15 protein-coding genes are annotated in these 16,793 nt (G+C 72.3%); 9 read left to right on the forward strand and 6 right to left on the reverse strand.

What is annotated here, in order from left to right:
- Positions 1-27: 27 nt before the first annotated feature.
- Entirely contained in the window at positions 28-975 is a 948-nt protein-coding gene (iolC, locus tag PV364_RS07110; RefSeq protein ID WP_319658857.1) for a 5-dehydro-2-deoxygluconokinase, read from the reverse strand.
- Positions 976-1,261: 286 nt separating this feature from the next.
- Between iolC and PV364_RS07115 the strand changes: the two genes are divergently transcribed.
- The 8 genes from PV364_RS07115 (at position 1,262) to PV364_RS07150 (ending at position 9,487) form a co-directional block, all read left to right on the forward strand.
- Positions 1,262-2,275, forward strand: a complete 1,014-nt coding sequence (locus PV364_RS07115; protein ID WP_319658858.1) for a sugar ABC transporter substrate-binding protein — start codon at positions 1,262-1,264, stop codon at positions 2,273-2,275.
- On the forward strand, positions 2,275-3,333 hold the full coding sequence (locus tag PV364_RS07120; protein ID WP_319658859.1) for an ABC transporter permease: 1,059 nt from the start codon (positions 2,275-2,277) through the stop codon (positions 3,331-3,333). Before PV364_RS07115 ends, PV364_RS07120 begins: the two co-directional genes overlap by 1 nt.
- Positions 3,334-3,340: 7 nt before the next feature.
- Complete coding sequence (locus PV364_RS07125; RefSeq protein ID WP_319658860.1) at positions 3,341-4,219, forward strand: ATP-binding cassette domain-containing protein; 879 nt, start codon at positions 3,341-3,343, stop codon at positions 4,217-4,219.
- 269 nt (positions 4,220-4,488) lie between these two features.
- Positions 4,489-5,400: a sugar phosphate isomerase/epimerase gene (locus tag PV364_RS07130; protein ID WP_319658861.1), complete on the forward strand. Its 912-nt coding sequence runs from the start codon at positions 4,489-4,491 to the stop codon at positions 5,398-5,400.
- A 31-nt stretch (positions 5,401-5,431) separates the two neighbouring features.
- On the forward strand, positions 5,432-6,451 hold the full coding sequence (locus tag PV364_RS07135) for a Gfo/Idh/MocA family oxidoreductase (RefSeq protein ID WP_319658862.1): 1,020 nt from the start codon (positions 5,432-5,434) through the stop codon (positions 6,449-6,451).
- A 116-nt stretch (positions 6,452-6,567) separates the two neighbouring features.
- Positions 6,568-7,602 carry a Gfo/Idh/MocA family oxidoreductase gene (locus PV364_RS07140; protein ID WP_319658863.1) on the forward strand — a complete coding sequence of 345 codons (1,035 nt, stop codon included), beginning with the start codon at positions 6,568-6,570 and terminating at the stop codon, positions 7,600-7,602.
- Between the two features lie 113 nt (positions 7,603-7,715).
- Positions 7,716-8,432, forward strand: a complete 717-nt coding sequence (locus PV364_RS07145) for a hypothetical protein (protein ID WP_319658864.1) — start codon at positions 7,716-7,718, stop codon at positions 8,430-8,432.
- Between the two features lie 119 nt (positions 8,433-8,551).
- Positions 8,552-9,487, forward strand: a complete 936-nt coding sequence (locus PV364_RS07150) for an aminoglycoside phosphotransferase family protein (RefSeq protein ID WP_319658865.1) — start codon at positions 8,552-8,554, stop codon at positions 9,485-9,487.
- Between the two features lie 10 nt (positions 9,488-9,497).
- Here the strand turns inward: PV364_RS07150 and PV364_RS07155 are convergent, their stop codons facing one another.
- Entirely contained in the window at positions 9,498-10,235 is a 738-nt protein-coding gene (locus PV364_RS07155; protein WP_319658866.1) for a class I SAM-dependent methyltransferase, read from the reverse strand.
- A 249-nt stretch (positions 10,236-10,484) separates the two neighbouring features.
- The gene (locus PV364_RS07160; RefSeq protein ID WP_319658867.1) at positions 10,485-11,666 is read right to left on the reverse strand and encodes a cytochrome P450; all 1,182 of its coding nucleotides are present in this window, start codon (positions 11,664-11,666) and stop codon (positions 10,485-10,487) included.
- Positions 11,667-11,850: 184 nt separating this feature from the next.
- Here PV364_RS07160 and PV364_RS07165 point away from each other — a divergent pair, with 184 nt between their 5' ends.
- Positions 11,851-12,306: a tellurite resistance TerB family protein gene (locus PV364_RS07165; protein WP_319658868.1), complete on the forward strand. Its 456-nt coding sequence runs from the start codon at positions 11,851-11,853 to the stop codon at positions 12,304-12,306.
- Positions 12,307-12,357: 51 nt separating this feature from the next.
- Here the strand turns inward: PV364_RS07165 and PV364_RS07170 are convergent, their stop codons facing one another.
- From PV364_RS07170 to PV364_RS07180, 3 genes are read right to left on the reverse strand one after another with little or no spacing between them, the layout of a single operon-like run.
- Positions 12,358-13,239: a hypothetical protein gene (locus PV364_RS07170; protein WP_319658869.1), complete on the reverse strand. Its 882-nt coding sequence runs from the start codon at positions 13,237-13,239 to the stop codon at positions 12,358-12,360.
- Positions 13,236-14,246 carry a TRAFAC clade GTPase domain-containing protein gene (locus PV364_RS07175; protein ID WP_319658870.1) on the reverse strand — a complete coding sequence of 337 codons (1,011 nt, stop codon included), beginning with the start codon at positions 14,244-14,246 and terminating at the stop codon, positions 13,236-13,238. Before PV364_RS07175 ends, PV364_RS07170 begins: the two co-directional genes overlap by 4 nt.
- Positions 14,243-16,465 carry a hypothetical protein gene (locus tag PV364_RS07180; RefSeq protein WP_319658871.1) on the reverse strand — a complete coding sequence of 741 codons (2,223 nt, stop codon included), beginning with the start codon at positions 16,463-16,465 and terminating at the stop codon, positions 14,243-14,245. The genes PV364_RS07175 and PV364_RS07180 overlap by 4 nt, the downstream gene beginning before the upstream one ends.
- Positions 16,466-16,793: the final 328 nt, after the last annotated feature.

The raw sequence follows: 16,793 nt of genomic DNA on the forward strand, positions 1-16,793 counted from the left end.
TCGGGCTTTCAGGTGGGGGCTGGCCGCTCAGCGGCGGTCGAGGAGGTCGCGCACCTCGGACCCGGTGGGCATGGCGGAGGAGCAGGCGAGACGGGAGGCGACGATCGCGCCGGCCGCGTTGGCGTGGCGCATGATCTCCTCCAGGTCCCAGCCGGCCAGCAGCCCGTGGCACAGCGCGCCACCGAACGCGTCACCGGCGCCGAGGCCGTTGACCACCTCGACCGGGACGGGCGGCACCTCGGCCGAGGTGCCGTCGCGGTGCACGGCGAGCACGCCCTTGGGGCCCTGCTTGACGACGGCCAGTTCGACGCCCGCCTCCAGCAACGCCTCGGCGGCGGCGCGGGGTTCGCGGACACCGGTGGCCACCTCGCACTCGTCGAGGTTGCCGACGGCCACGGTGGCGTGGGCGAGCGCCCGCGCGTAGTAGGGCCGTGCCTCGGCGGGTTCCCTCCAGAACATCGGGCGCCAGTCGAGGTCGAAGACGGTGCTGCCGTTCCCGGCGCGGGCCTCCAGCGCGGCGAACGTGGCGGCGCGGCTGGGCTCCTCGCACAGTCCCGTCCCGGTCATCCAGAAGATGCGGGTGGCGCGGATCGCGTCGAGGTCCAGTTCCTCGGGGCGGATCTCCAGGTCGGGGGCCTTGGGCAGCCGGTAGAAGTAGAGCGGGAAGTCGTCGGGCGGGAAGATCTCGCAGAACGTGACGGGGGTCGGCAGACCGGCGACCGGGGTCACGAAGCGGTCGTCGACACCGAACTCCTTCAGCGCCTTGTGGCAGTACGCGCCGAACGGGTCGTCCCCGGTGCGGGTGATGACGGCGGTGGAGCGGCCGAGCCGGGCGGCGGCGACCGCCACGTTGGTCGCCGAGCCGCCGAGGAACTTGCCGAACGTCTCGACCTCGGGCAGCGGCACCCCCGTCTGCAGCGGGTAGATGTCCACCCCGATCCGGCCCATCGTGATCAGGTCGTACGGCTCGGTCATGGGCAGGGCTCCTCGTCGTCTCGCGAGCGGACCGCTCCGCGGCCCCCTCAGGTCTAACCGCGAGACCGGGGAGATGTCAACACTATGTCCTTACATACGAACGTTCAGACCGCGGGCTCGCACACGAGGCCGGTCAAGGTCGTTACGGTGTCGTTACGTCGAGATGAATGGATGTCTTAACAAAGCCTTGACAGCGCCTCCGGCGAGGGGTTTGCTCCCGTCAGCAACGCCACGGGAAACACAGGTCGGTCCCCTTCTCCCTCCCACCGCAGTGAGGTGCAGGAACATGGAACGCTCTCGTACCACCCGCAGGATCTCCGCCATCGCGGCCGTCTCCGCCGCGGCGGTCCTCCTCGCAGCCGGCTGTTCCAGCAGCTCGGGCGGCAAGAAGGCCGAGGAGTCCGCCGACAACGCCGCCGTCGGCAAGGCGGACACCCCCCGCATGAAGATCGCGATGGTCACCCACGCCGCCCCGGGCGACACCTTCTGGGACCTGATCCGCAAGGGCGCCCAGGCCGCGGCCGCCAAGGACAACGTCGAACTCGTCTACTCCGCCGATCCCAATGCCGCCACGCAGGCCAACCTCATCCAGAACGCCATCGACCAGAAGGTCGACGGCATCGCCGTCACCCTCGCCAAGCCGGACGCCATGAAGTCCGCGGTCGCCAAGGCGGAGCAGGCCGGCATACCCGTCGTCGGCTTCAACGCGGGCCTGGACGACTGGAAGGACCAGGGGCTGCTGGAGTTCTTCGGGCAGGACGAGAGCGTCGCCGGCGAGGCCCTCGGCAACAAGCTCAACGACCTCGGTGCCAAGCACAACGTCTGCGTCATCCACGAACAGGGCCACGTCGCCCTGGAGGCGCGCTGCGCCGGCGTGAAGAAGACCTTCAAGGGCACGACGGAGAACCTGTACGTCAACGGCACGGACATGCCGTCGGTCAAGGCCACCATCACCGCGAAGCTCAAGCAGGGCTCCGACATCGACTACGTGGTGGCCCTGGGCGCGCCGTTCGCGCTCACCGCCGTCCAGTCGGTCGCGGACGCCGGCAGCAAGGCCAAGGTCGCCACCTTCGACCTCAACAAGGACCTGGTCAAGGCCGTCCAGGACGGCGACGTGCAGTTCGCCGTCGACCAGCAGCCGTACCTGCAGGGCTACCTGTCGGTGGACTCGCTGTGGCTGTACAAGACCAACGGCAACTTCAGCGGCGGCGGCGTCTCCCCGGTCCTGACCGGCCCCGCGTTCGTCGACAAGGACAACGTCGAGTCGGTGGCGGGCTTCGCCGCGAAGGGCACCCGGTGATGCCGGTGTCCCCCGCGGCCGCCTCCGCCGCATCCCCTTCCTCTGCGGACGGCCGGACCAGCGAGCGCTCCCTGCCGCGCAGGGCCCTGGCCCGGCCGGAGATCGGCGCGCTGATCGCCGCCGTCGGCGTCTACCTGTTCTTCTTCGCGGTCGCGCCGTCGTTCCGCGAGGCGAGCTCCCTGGCGACGGTGCTCTACCAGGCGTCGGTGATGGGCATCATGGCGCTCCCGGTGGCCCTGCTGATGATCGGCGGGGAGTTCGACCTGTCGGCCGGTGTCGCGGTCACCACCTCCGCGCTGACGGCGAGCATGTTCAGTTTCCAGCTGAGCATGAACGTGTGGACCGGGGTCGTCGTGGCGCTGGTGGTCTCACTGGCCGTCGGCGCGCTCAACGGCTACCTGCTGATCAAGACCGGCCTGCCCAGCTTCCTGATCACCCTTGCCACCTTCCTGATGCTCCAGGGCCTCAATTTAGCCGTCACGAAGATCTTCACGGGGAACGTCGCCACCGACTCCATCAGCGACATGGACGGGTTCGACCAGGCCAGGAAGCTCTTCGCCTCCGAGATCGGCATCGGCGGCGTGCAGGTGAAGGTCACCGTGCTGTGGTGGCTGGGCTTCGCGGCGCTGGCCACCTGGGTGCTGCTGCGGACGAAGTTCGGCAACTGGACGTTCGCGGTCGGCGGCAACGCGGACAGCGCGCGTGCGGTCGGCGTGCCGGTGAACCTCACCAAGATCGCCCTGTTCATGGCAGTCGGCTTCGGCGCCTGGTTCACCGGCATGCACCTGCTCTTCTCGTTCAACGCGGTGCAGTCGGGCGAGGGCGTCGGCAACGAGTTCCTGTACATCATCGCGGCGGTCATCGGAGGGTGTCTGCTGACCGGCGGCTACGGCTCCGCGATCGGCTCGGTGATCGGCGCCTTCATCTTCGGGATGGTCTCGCAGGGCATCGTGTACGCCAACTGGAACCCCGACTGGTTCAAGTTCTTCCTCGGCGTGATGCTCCTGATCGCGACCCTCGTCAATCTGTGGGTCCGCCGCACGGCGACCAGGAGGTGAGGACCCCATGACCACCGAAGCGACCACGAAGGAACACGCCACCGGCACGCCGGTCGTCGAGCTGACCGGCGTGGGCAAGAGCTACGGCAACGTCCGCGCCCTGCACGGGGTCGACCTGGCCGTCCGGCCAGGGCAGGTGACCTGTGTGCTCGGCGACAACGGGGCCGGCAAGTCCACTCTGATCAAGATCGTCTCCGGGCTGCACCAGCACACCGAGGGCGAGTTCCGCATCGACGGCACGCCCGTACGGCTGAACACCCCCCGCGAGGCGCTGGACCGCGGGATCGCCACCGTCTACCAGGACCTGGCCACCGTCCCGCTGATGCCCGTGTGGCGGAACTTCTTCCTCGGCTCGGAACTGACCCGCGGCCCCTGGCCGGTGCGCCGCCTGGACATCTCCGCGATGAAGCGGACCGCGGACGAGGAACTGCGGGCGATGGGCATCGTCCTGGACGACCTCGACCAGTCCATCGGCACCCTGTCGGGCGGGCAGCGGCAGTCCGTCGCCATCGCGCGCGCCGTCCACTTCGGCGCGCGGGTGCTGATCCTGGACGAGCCGACCGCGGCGCTCGGCGTGAAGCAGTCGGGCGTCGTCCTCAAGTACATCGCCGCCGCCCGCGACCGGGGCCTCGGTGTCATCTTCATCACGCACAACCCGCACCACGCCTACATGGTCGGGGACCACTTCACGGTGCTCCGGCTGGGCACCCTGGAGCTCAGCGCGAGCCGTTCCGAGGTCACCTTGGACGAGTTGACCCACCACATGGCCGGAGGCGCCGAGCTGGCCGCACTCAAGCACGAGCTGTCCCAGGTGCGCGGCGTCGACGTGGAGGAACTGCCGGGAGTGGAGTACCTGAAGACCGTGAAGGGTCCGGAGGACGCCTGAGCCGGGTCCGGGAGAGCCCCACGAAGCCCTGGAAGGGTGGCCCACCGTGCGGGGGGCCGCCCTTCCGCCGCCGAGGGGTGGCCCGGCAGCCCGTCCCCTGCCTGACATGACGTCCATATGTCAGGACTAACTCTTGACGGTAGCCCCGTCGGCCAGCGAAGCTGCCAGCGGGACCGCGGGCTTCGCGGGCATCCGCACCGTCGCCGCACCGAGCACCACTTCCGAACCACCCGACCGGTCACCGCCGACCGGTGAGAGGAGCCCTCCTCATGACCGCCGCCTCCCCCGCCCTGGACCGGATCCGCGTCGGGTCCGCGCCCGATTCGTGGGGCGTCTGGTTCCCCGACGACCCGCAGCAGGTGCCGTGGCAGCGCTTCCTCGACGAGGTCGCCCGGTCGGGGTACGAGTGGATCGAGCTCGGCCCGTACGGCTACCTGCCGACCGACCCCGCCCGGCTCACCGAGGAGACCTCCGCCCGCGGCCTGAAGGTCTCCGCCGGCACCGTCTTTACCTCCCTGCACCGCGGCCCGTCGGTCTGGGACGCCACCTGGGAGCACGTCGGCCAGGTCGCCGCCCTCACGCAGGCCATGGGCGCCCGGCACCTCGTGGTGATCCCGTCCTTCTGGCGGGACGACAAGACCGCCGAGATCATCGAGCCGCACGAGCTCACCGCAGAGCAGTGGGGGCACCTCGCCTCCGGCATGGAGCGGCTCGGGCGCCAGGTCCGGGACACCTACGGCCTCGACATCGTCGTGCACCCGCACGCCGACACCCACATCGACACCGAGGAGCACGTCGCCCGCTTCCTCGACTCGACCGACTCCGGCCTGGTCAACCTCTGCCTGGACACCGGCCACTACGCCTACTGCGGCGGAGACAGCGTCAAGCTGATCGAGACCTACGGCGAGCGCATCGGGTACCTGCACCTGAAGCAGGTCGACCCGGAGATCCTGGCCGACGTCATCAAGAACGAGGTGCCCTTCGGGCCTGCCGTCCAGCGCGGCGTCATGTGCGAGCCGCCGGCGGGCGTCCCGGCCCTGGAACCGGTGCTGGCCGCCGCGCAGGGTCTGGGCGTCGACCTGTTCGCCATCGTCGAGCAGGACATGTACCCCTGCGAGCCCGACCGGCCGCTGCCCATCGCCCAGCGCACCCGCGCGTTCCTCCGCTCCTGCGGCGCCTGACGCCCCGCGCACGAAAGGGATGACACGCATCATGACGCAGCACGCACCCCTCGGTATCGCGGTCGTCGGGACCGGCAAGATGGGCGCCGACCACGTACGCCGCATCAACGACGTGATCAGCGGGGCCCGGGTGACGGCCGTCGTGGACGTCGACGCCGAGCGGGTCAAGGCCATCGCCGCCGGCATCGAGGGCTGCACGGCCTACACCGACCCGGCCGCCGCCATGGCCGCCGACGACGTCGACGCCGTCCTCATCGCCTCCCCCGGCTTCGCCCACGAGGCGGCGCTGCTGGCCGCCTTCACGCACGACCTGCCCGTGCTGTGCGAGAAGCCGCTCACCCCGGACGCCGCCTCGGCACTGCGCGTCCTGGAGGCCGAGCAGAAGCTGGGGCACCGACGGGTGCAGGTCGGTTTCATGCGGCGCTACGACGCCGAGTACCTGAAGCTCAAGGCCCTTCTCGACAGCGGTGAACTGGGCCGCCCGCTGATGGTGCACAACCGGCACCGCAACGCGAGCGTCCCGCCCGGCTACATGAACGCCAACCTCATCAACGACTCGGTCGTGCACGAGATGGACGTGACTCGCTGGCTGCTCGGCCAGGAGATCACCGCCGTCACCGTGCTGCGCCCCCGCCCGTCGTCGAACGCGCCCGAGGGCCTGGACGACCCGCAGTTCGTGGTCTTCGAGACCGACGGCGGCGCGATCGTCGACGTCGAGATCAACGTCAACTGCGGCTTCGGCTACCAGGTGCAGGCCGAGGCCGTGTGCGAGCGCGGCAGCGCGCGCATCGGCGAGGCCCACGACCTGCTCGTCAACACCGCGGGCCGCTGGGGCGGCAGCATCGCCCAGGACTTCGTGGAGCGTTTCGTCGACGCCTACGACCGCGAGGTGCAGGCCTGGGTGGACGCCACCCGGCGCGGCGAGGTCACCGGGCCGAGCGCCTGGGACGGCTACGCGGCCGCGGCGGTCTGCGAGGCCGGCGTGCGGTCGCAGAACGAGGGCGGCCGGGTCGAGGTCGAGTTGATCGAGCGCCCCGCTTTCTACCGCTGAGGGGCGGCGGCGCGTCCCGGCCGATCCGGATCGGGCGCGGGCGCGGCGGTTCCTCCCTGGCCGCCGCACCCGCGCCGCACCTCCCGTCTGTCCCCCGGAAGAAAGGCTCCCCGCTCATGCGCGTCGTCCTCGTCGGTGTCGGGCGTCTCGGGTCCTTCCACGCCGCGACCCTGCACGGGCACCCCGACGTCACCGAGCTCGTCGTCGCCGACGCCGACACGGCGCGCGCCGCGGCGACGGCCGACCGGCTCGGCCCCGGCGCCCGTGCCGCGTGCTCCGTGGACGAGGCGTTCGCCGCGGGCGCCGACGCCGTCGTCATCGCCTCCGCCACCGCCGCCCACGCGGAGCTCATCTCGCGCGCGGTGCGCGCCGGGCTCCCCACGTACTGCGAGAAGCCCATCGCCCTGGACCTGGCCTCGACGGTCGCCGCGCTGCGCGAGGTGGAGGAGGCGGGCACCGTCCTGCAGATGGGCTTCCAGCGCCGCTTCGACCCCGGCTACCGCGCCGCCCGCGAGGCCGTGCGGGCGGGCCGGCTCGGCCGGCTGCACACGGTACGCGCCATGACCTCCGACATGGCGCCGCCTCCGCCGGAATTCGTACCACTGTCCGGCGGCCTTTACCGTGACTGCCTCATCCACGACTTCGACGCCACCAGGTGGGTGACGGGACGTGAGGTCGACGAGGTGTACGCCGTGGGCGCCAACGGCGGGGCCGCCTTCTTCCGCGAGGCGGGCGACGTCGACACCGCCGCGGCACTGCTGACGCTCGACGACGGCACCTTGGTGACGGCGACGTCCACGCGCTACAACGGCGCCGGTTACGACATCCGCATGGAACTCGCCGGGTCGCTGGACCAGATCGCGGTCGGTGTGGGCGCCCGTACGCCGGTCACCTCGGTCGAGCCGGGCGCCGCACCGGGCGTGCCGGAGCCGTGGACCGGATTCGTCGACCGCTTCGGGGACGCCTACCGGGCCGAGATCGACGCCTTTGTACGGGTCGTCGCCGGGAAGGCCGTGAATCCGTGCGACGGGCGGGAGGCGCTGGCGGCACTCCTGGTGGCGGAGGCCTGCGAGGTCTCGCGTGCCGAGCGGCGCCCCGTCGCGATCGCGGAGATCGCCGAACTGGCCGCCGCCGGCGGGCCGGCCGCCTGAGGCACCCCGGTCCCGTGTCACCCGCCCGGGCGGGCCGGGTGGCGTCATCGGCCGCGACGGTGCTTGCTGGTCGTAGGTCGTTGCCGGGGTGCGTGCGTGCATGAAGGGCTCAGATGTCAGATACGGTCCGGGCCCTTCGCACACCACGTGCCGCCGGAGCGGTGGGCATCGCGTTCGCGATCCTGCTCGGCGCGGCCATCGTCCTGGTCCGGGTCGGGATCCCGGAGGGGCAGCACTACGCGGCGGGCGGCGGGCCGCTGGACGGCACCTCACGCCGGACGGTGCGTACCGCGCTCGCTCTCATCCCCTTCGCCGGGATCTTCTTCCTGTGGTTCATCGGGGCGGTGCGCGCGCACGTGGGGGACGCCGAGGACAGGTTCCTCGCCACCGTGTTCCAGGGCAGCGGGCTGATCTTCGTGGCGACCCTCTTCGGCGCCGCGGCCTGCGCCGGCAGCCTGCTGGCGACGGCCGACGCCGGGACGATGGGCGGCCCGCGACAACCCCAGTTGTGGTACTTCGGCGGGCACTTCACGTACAGCCTGCTGACGACGTTCGCGATGCGGATGGCCGCCGTGTTCGTGCTGTCCGCCTCCACCGTCGCGCTGCGCCTGGGCACCTTCCCGCGCTGGCTGGCGCTGCTGGGCTACCTGGTCGGCCTGACGCTGCTCTTCGTGGTGCCCAGCGTGGCGTGGGCGGAACTGATCTTCCCCATCTGGGCGTTCGTGGTGAGCCTGCACATCCTGGTGGCCGGCTTCCGGCGGGAGGCGCGGGCGCGGCTCGACGGCCAGGGCGAGCGGGACGGCCGGGACGACATCACAACGGCCCGCTGAGGACACGGGCGGGGCGCGGGCCGGGGCGGGGCAGGGCAGGGCGCGGCGCAGGCCGGGCGGGTGCGTGGGCCGGGCTAACGGCTTGAGGCCGGCACACGGATGCGGGCAGCATGCGGTGCGTGGCTCCTGTGACGATTCCCGCGTCCCTGCCCTTCGTGCGCAGCGTGAACGGTCTGCCCGGCGGCGCGCAGTGGCTGGCGCGGCTGCCCGCCCTCATCGAAGACGTCCGCGAGCGCTGGGCGCTGCGGCTCGGGCAGCCCTTCGGCGGCGGAAGCTGCTCGTGGGCGGCCGAGGCCTGGCTGCCGGACGGGGAGCCGGCCGTCATCAAGGTGGGCTGGCCCCATCCGGAGGCGGAGGGCGAGGCGGCCGCCCTGCGGCTGTGGGACGGGCGGGGTGCGGTACGGGTGCACCGGTACGACGCGGGGCGGCACGCCCTGCTGCTGGAGCGCTGCGTACCCGGCGGCGGGCTCGGGGAGGCGGACGCCCTCACGCCCGAGGAGCGCCTGCTGACCGGCGCCGGGGTCCTGGCCGAACTGTGGCGGGCGGCCGCGACGGTGGACAGCGGGTTCGACCGGCTGGCGGACGTCACGGCGGGCTGGGCCGTCCTCGTCGAGGAGCGGATGACGCGGCATCGGCCGCCCTTCGACCCTGGCCTGGTCGCCCTCGGCGTCCGGCTGCTGCGCGAACTGCCCCGTACCGCGGCCCGGGAGGTGGTCGTCCACGGTGACTTCAACCCCGGCAATGTGCTGGCCGCGACACGCCGGCCCTGGCTCGCGATCGACCCGAAGCCGATGACCGGCGACCCCGCCTACGACCCGTGGCCGTTGCTGGAGCAGATCGACCACCCCTTCGCGCATCCCGCTCCGGGGCGGGTGCTGGCCAGGCGGTTCGCCCTGGTCGGCGACGCGCTCGGGGAGGACACGGCCCGGCTGGCGGCGTGGGCGGTGGCCCGGCGGGTGGAGACCGCGCTGTGGCTGACCGAGCACGGCCGCCCCGGGGACTGTGTCGGCGTGATGCGGGAGGCGCGGACGCTGGCGGACCTCGCGGGGCTGTGAGTCCGCCCGGTCATGCGGTGGTGCGCCGCAGCAGGAGGGTGACGAAGCCGAACGTGCCCCGGTAGCCGTGCAGCCACTCCGTGCGGTGCCGGGCGGCCGCGTCGAGCGCCTGGCCACTGTCGGGGTCGGCGGGGTGGTCGAGCGCCCAGGCGGCCAGGGAGCCGGTCCAGGACCACTCGTACGCGTCCCACTCCTGCCGTGTGCTGATGTGGCCGTACACGGGGGTCCAGCCGTCGGCGACGACACGGTCGACGGTGGTGGGCAGGTCGTCGAAGTCGCCCAGCATCTCCACGAGGGCGGGCGTGGGTTCCTCCTCCCAGAAACCGTCGCCGACGAGGACGTGGCCACCGGGAGCCAGGTGCTCGCGGACGGCGGACAAGGTCGCGGCCAGGCCGCCGAAGGCGTGGGTGGCACCCACGCTGAGAACCAGGTCGAAGGGCGAGGCGGAGGTGTGGAGGCGGGCGTCCTGCTCGTGCAGGACCATACGGCCGGCGACGTCGAGGGCGGCCGCCGTCCGGGCCGCCGTGTCGAGGGCCGCCGCATCGATGTCGACACCCTCCGCCGTCACCTTCGGGTGGTCGGCCAGGGCGCGCAGCAGCCAGGCTCCTTCGCCGCAGCCGAGGTCCAGTACGCGTTCGTCGCCCCGGCGCAGCGCGCGGTCGAGCAGGCCGCGCACGGAGGCGTCGTCGAGCGGCGCGGCTACGGGATGGTCGCTGTGGGCGATGCGGGAAATCCGTCGGCGGTCCATCGGCGCAGCCTTCCAGGCCCGCCGTGTCACCGCATCCGGTTAATTCCCGCCGCGCGGGCAACGCGACGGAGCGGAATCGTGGTGTGCCATTTCAGAGGGGGTCGGAGGACCCAGGAGGGAACGAACAGCCCGTAGGGATCAAAGGGGCAGAGGGACAAAGGGGGGACGACGGACATGGCGAACACGATCGATGCCGGGACGGACGCGTACCGCTCCGCGGGGCGGGAGTCCCGGAGCCACCGCGGACGCTCAGCCGAAGCGCACCGGCAGGCGGCGGACACCGCGGATGAGCATGCCCGGCAGCCACTGGAGGGCATCCGGTTCGATGTCCAGTGCGAGGCCGGGGCAGCGTTCGAGCAGGGAGCCGATGGCGATGCGGCCTTCGAGGCGGGCCAGGGGCGCGCCCAGGCAGTGGTGGAGGCCGTGGCCGAAGGCGACGTGACCACGCGCGTCACGGCGGATGTCGAAGCGGTCGGGCTCGCTGAAGCGGTCCGGATCGCGATCGGCCGAGGCGAGGGCGACGAGCACGGGCTCCCGGGCCGGGAGGACGGTGCCGGCGATCTCCACGGGCTCGGTGGTGAAGCGGTAGGTGGCGGTCTCGACGGGGCCGTCCCAGCGGAGCATCTCCTCGACCGCGCCCTCCAGGAGCCCCTGGTCGGCACGGAGAAGGGCGAGTTGGTCCGGGTGGGTGAGCAGGGCGCGGACGCCGTTGGAGATGAGGTTGACCGTCGTCTCGTGGCCCGCCACGAGCAGCAGGAAGGCCATGCCGCTGAGCTCCGACCGGGACAGCCGGTCCCCGTCCTCGGCGACGGTGCGGATCAGGGCGCTCATCAGGTCGTCGCCGGGCGCGCAGCGCTTGTCCTCGATCAGCTCGTCCAGATAGGACGCAAGTTGCTCGAACGCTGCTCGCTCGGCCTCGGGACCGGTCGGCGCGACCACTTCGTTCGACCACGCGCGGAACGCCGCGCGGTCCAGGTCCGGGATGCCCAGCAGCTCGCAGATGACGGTGATCGGCAGCGGATAGGCCAGGGCCTCGACGAGATCCGCCCGGGTGCCGGGCCCGCTGAGCACGGCGTCCAGCAGGCCGTCGGTGATCTCCTGCACCCGGGGGGCCAGTTGATCGATCCGCCGGGCGGTGAACTCGCGGGCGACGAGCTTGCGCAGCCGTGTGTGCTCGGGCGGATCGGAGGCGAGCATGTGCCGCCCCATGAGCTCCTCGTCGTAGGAGAGCCAGCCGAGCGCGCGGGCGTCCTTGGCCAGGCGGGGGTCGGTCAGCGCCGCCCGTGCCTGGTCGTGGCCGACGATCAGCCACAGCTCGCCCTCGGGTGTGCGCACGCGGTGCACCGGGCCGAGCTCGCGGAGCCGGGCGTAGACCGGGTAGGGGTCGGCGGTGAATTCCGCGCCGAGGGCCGTCAGGTCAACCGTGTCCATCCCTGCACGGTAACCCGGGGGCCACCCGCTCCGGGCGGTGCCCGGCGGTCCGGCGCCGTTTCCCGGCCACGGCCGTCCGCGGCGGCTTCGGGGACCATCGCGCCGCGGGCACCTACGGGAGCGCTGCTTCGTTGGCCCCATTGCCCACGCCGACGCGTGAACAGAGAAACCGAGGAGTTACCCCGTGGCCTTCTGGGACCGGCTCAAAGACACCACTGCCACCCTGCAGACACAGCTTGTCGCCAAGAAGAACGACCTCAAGAGCGGCGCTTTCCGCGACGCGAGCATGGCGATGTGCGCCCTGGTCGCCGCGGCCGACGGCACCATCGACCCGTCGGAACGGGCGCGGGTCGCCCAGCTCATCACCACCAACGAGGTGCTGCAGAACTTCCCGGCGGCCGACCTGCAGCGGCGCTTCGACGACTACCTGAACAAGCTCACCGCCGACTTCGAGTTCGGCAAGGTCAGCGTGCTCCAGGAAGTCGCCAAGGCCAAGAAGAAGCCGGCCGAGGCGCGTGCCGTCGTCCAGATCGGCATCGTCATCGGCGGCGCCGACGGCAACTTCGACAAGACCGAGCAGGGCGTCGTCCGCGAGGCCTGCTACGCGCTGGACCTGGCCCCCGCGGAGTTCGATCTGTAGCAGGCGGCTCCCAGGCCGTGCCCACCGCCGCCACGGCGGGCCGGCCGGGTGTCAGACGATCACGGCGAGGACTGCCCCGAGGGCGCCGAGCGCACCCAGCACCAGGAGGGTCAGCACGAAGCCCGTCCTGCCGAGCGCGTCCGTCATGCGCCTGACGGAACCCTCCAGGAACGACTGCCCGTTCTGCCGGTCCCACTTCGCGTGGACGGGCCGGCCGACCCGCGCGCCGAGCGCGTGCAGGGGACGTACCGCCAGCAGGGACTCACTGCCGAGCAGGGAGGTGACGATCAGGAGCGGCCGGGCGCCGGAACCGACCAGACGGGCCCCGTCCAGGCCGGACCCGGGCTGTGCGCAGCGGTGTTCGAGGTCCGCGAGCATGCCGGCGGCCGCCACGCGGCCGGCCGGGGAGTCGGGGAGGAGCCGGATCTCGTTCGGGCCCGGCAGCGGCACCGCCTCCGGCGCGCACGCGCGGGCGCGTTCCAGCAGGGCGTCCCAGCCGGAGGCGTCGACGTCGAAGCCCGCGGTGCCCGCCGGGTGGCCGTGGGCCACGGGCAGGTCCCGGTCCATGCCGCCGGTGAGGAACAGCCGGGCGACCGCGAGCAGTTCGGGCGGCGGCTGTCCCTTGTTCCCCACCCCGGGGCCGGTACCGAGCAGCAGCAGCCGGATGGGACGGCGCATGTGGTCGCCGGAGTCGTCCCCGGTGCGCAGCCCGGTCAGCAGAAGGACCCACAGGGGCCGGCCGCCCGCGCCGTCCTTGAGGGCGTACAGGAGGAGGGACGACTTGGTGTCGTCGACGAGGTCGTTGACGGAGCGGCCGGCGCAGCCGCGCAGCAGCACCTCGGGGTCGGCGCCCGGGGCCCCGCCCGCGGGCAGCCAGGTGTAGCCCTGCTCGGGGAGCCGGCCGCGCGAGTGGAAGGACCAGGCGACGGTCACGCCCGGCCCCTGGCGGCCACGGCGGCCGGGCTCAGGTGCGGGTGCTCCTGGACCACGTGGACCCCGTCGCGTTCGGAGCCCGCCTTCGCGAACGCCGCGACGGCCTCCTGGAGAGCGAGGTCCGTGCCGAACACCTCGTCGACCGCCTCCCGCCAGAACCCGCGCCTGCGGCGGTACTCCCCGAGGACGAAGCGCAGCGCGTACCGCAGCGGCTGGTCGGTGTCCACGGGGCGGTACGGGGCGCCCGGAGTACGGCTGCGGTAGTGGAACTGCACGCCGCCGCCCGGTGTTTCCTTGATCGTGGAGAAGACGATGGAGCCGGTGGTCTGCACGGGCGTGATGACGCAGCCCACGCGCGGGCGGACATCGGCGTGGGCGATGTAGTCCAGCAGCGGGCGGTAGCCCTCGCGCACCCGTTCCATCAGGGCCTCGGTCCCCTGGCGGGTGGCGACCCAGCGCTCGCACTTCAGCGGCACGATGATCAGCAGGCGCGGCCGCTGCTCGTCCTCGACGAGCAGTTCCTTGATCCGCTCGTACATCAGGTGCGGGAGGTTGATGCGCTGGTGGTACTCGCCGTCCAGAGCCATGAGCGCGGGCGTGTCGACGGCGAGGACCACGACGGGGCTGTCGTGGAGCGAGGCCCGCACCTTGCGCCCCACCGGGCTGCTGTCGAGGTCCCGCAGCACCTCGCCCGCGTAGTCGGTGAAGCACATCCGGAAACGCGGCTTGCGGCCCTTGCGGCCGACCGCGATCTCGTAGCGGTGGACGTCGGTGGTCGTGGTCTGCTCGATGCCGCCGCGGACCTGCACGGAGCGGGAGAGCGACTCCAGCACCGAGACCGCGTCGGTGAGCTTGGCGGCGGTCTCCCCCACCGGGGTGAGGTCGAGGTCCGTGGCCCCGGTGACCGAGGGGTACTGGACGTACATGGAGGCCAGCAGGGACGTCTTGCCCGCTCCTGAGGGGCCGAGCATGCCGACGTCGAGTACGTGGCGGCCGGACTCGATCATGCCGCGGCCTCCTTCCCGGCGGCCGCGCCGCCCCCGGTACCGGCGGTGGTGCGGGACCCCAGCGACCGGACGGCCTCGGACCAGCGCCGCAGGTGCGCCGCGTCCTCGGCGAGGGCCGCGAACCGGCCGGGCCAGATCTCGGCCCGTACGTCCTGGTAGAACACCCGCCACTCCTCCTTGGTCCCGGCCGCCGAGATCACCCGGTCGTGGAACTCCTCCACCAGGGAGAAGACCGCCGCGCTCGGTTCGGCGAGCACCTTGTTCAGCTCGCCGCGGCAGGCGAACAGTGCCTCGTCGTAGGCGACTTCCAGCATCTCCCGTACTTCCTGACCGCTGGGCGCCCGGTCGTGCGGGAAGGGCATGGTGGGGCTGTCGGCGTGCAGCCCGTCCAGGCAGGTGCGCACCCGGTGCTGGAGCATGCCGCGGTACGACAGCTCGAAGCCGGCCAGCAGTTCCAGCGCGTAGCGGATCTCGCTGCCGCCTTCCTGCCGCACGCGGGGGATGCGCTCGGCGGTGCGCAGCAGGAACTCCCGGCCCTCCGCCCCGCCGAGTCCGGCCAGACCGCCCAGGCTGCCCGGACCGCGCAGCACACCGGCGACCTCCTCCTGCATGCGGCCGGTGCGGGCGTGCAGGGCGACGTCGCACTCCAGGAAGCGCCGGGAGAGCCGGGCGCGGGACTCGTTGAGGTACTTGGCGTAGGCGACGCTGAGGCCGCCCTCGGCGTCGGCGCGCGCGGTCAGCTGGGCGACCGTGGGGTGGCCGGGGTCGTTCTGCGCGGCGTCGAGGATCTCCTCGACGGCGTCGGCGAGCAGGCCGTCGGTCAGGTCGCGGTCCTCGCGCAGGCTCCGTACGAGAGCGGCCAGGGCGTTGGCCATCTGCTCGTAGGTCTGCTCGAACAGGCCGTTGAAGGGCAGGAACCAGATCTCCGATGGCTGGGCCAGGTCGGCGAGCCGGCCCGCCCGGTCGGCCAGCCGTGCGGTGCGCTCACGCAGTTCGGCCAGTTTCTCCGCGCGTTCGGCCAGGTGCTGCTCGTCCAGCTCGTCGAGGTGGGCCACGAGGTGGTCGAGCACGCCGTCGGTCATGGCGGCGACCTCCTCCGGCCGGGCGCAGTCCACGATGTGCGCCGCGGCGACCTGGAAGCGGGAGGCCGGCAGCCACTCGTCGACCATCTTGCGGGCGTTGGCCGTGTTGTCGCCCGCGGGTCCGGTGACCCGGTTGACCACCAGGAAGGAGCAGCGCGCGAGTTCGGCGCCGGGCAGCCCGTCGCGGACGTGGTCGTAGAGCTGGTGGTCGTAGGTGTCGACGCCGTCGCCGAGCGGGTCGGGGCGGCGGACGAAGACCACCACGTCGATCTCGTCCCGCAGCGCGCCCACGATGCGCTGCGCGTCCTGAAGATTGGTGTCGCCGAGGCCCGGGAGGTCGATCAGCGACAAACCGGTCCAGTCCTGCTGCGCGAAGTGCGTGGTGATGCGGACGTGCCGGACCGCGCGGAAGGCGTGGTAGCGCTGCTCGTCCTGCTCGTCGGACTGGGCGACGAACTCGCGGATGCGCTCCGGGCCGATGGGATGGGGCGAGCTCGTCGTCAGGTAGTGGCGGTACTCCGGCAGCGCGGTGTGGAAGGCCGCCAGGTGCCCGTAGCGGCTGCCCTCGACGGCGCTGTCGCCCTCGGGCGCCGGGGGGAGGGGGCGGGCGAACTCCGTCAGGGTGGTGGGGGCGGGGCCCAGGCCGAGTTCGGCGTAGTAGGGCGCGATCACCTCGTGGAGGAAGGAGCGTTCGGTGTGCAGGAAGACCTGTGCCCGGGTGGGCGCGCCGTCCTCGTGGCGCAGCACGCTGGTCACGCCGGTGCAGAAGCCGCCGTCACCCGTGGGCACTTCCCGGTCCGACAGTCCGGTCAGGCTCCTGATCATGCGGCTCTTGCCCTGCCGGGCCCGCCCGATGACGCCCACGTTGAGGGTGGCGCGGCGGAAGCGCGACGCCGCGGCCTCCATCACGGCCGCCTCGGTGGGCAGTTCCTCCAGGAGGTCGCCCAGTTCGGCGCCGAGGGCCAGCAACCGGTCCTGTGCCTCGTCGGGCACCAGGGCCAGCATCTCGGTGCGGAGCGCGTCGAGTTCGCGCAGCCGGTCGAGCGTGTCCGTCGCCCACGCGTGGGCGCCGTCCAGCCACTCGGCCCGCCGGGCCCGCCGGAGCCGGATCTCCTCGATCCGTTCGGCACGTGACATCGTCTCCCCCGTCCCTGGACGCCTGCTCCCCTGCTCCCCCGGACGCTGCCGATGATGTCACCGAGGCAGCGGAAGCGTCCGGTGTTTGCCGGAGCCGATCGCGCGGGGCGACGGGAGCGGCGCCACCACTGGACGGTTTCCCGGCGCACACCGCGTGGACCGGACGTGCGTGGCCGCGGGGTGAGGGCCGACCGGTGGACAACGGCCTTCAGGCGTCCGGACCAGGGAGGAGACCGGGACGGCGCGACGAACGCCGCCGGATCATGACCACGCGCGCCGCATGACGGCCGCCCCGGCGGGAATTGCCCCCCACGGCTGCTACAACCCT

Origin of the sequence: Streptomyces sp. MI02-7b, from assembly GCF_033793585.1 — a bacterium.
Classification (GTDB): domain Bacteria; phylum Actinomycetota; class Actinomycetes; order Streptomycetales; family Streptomycetaceae; genus Actinacidiphila.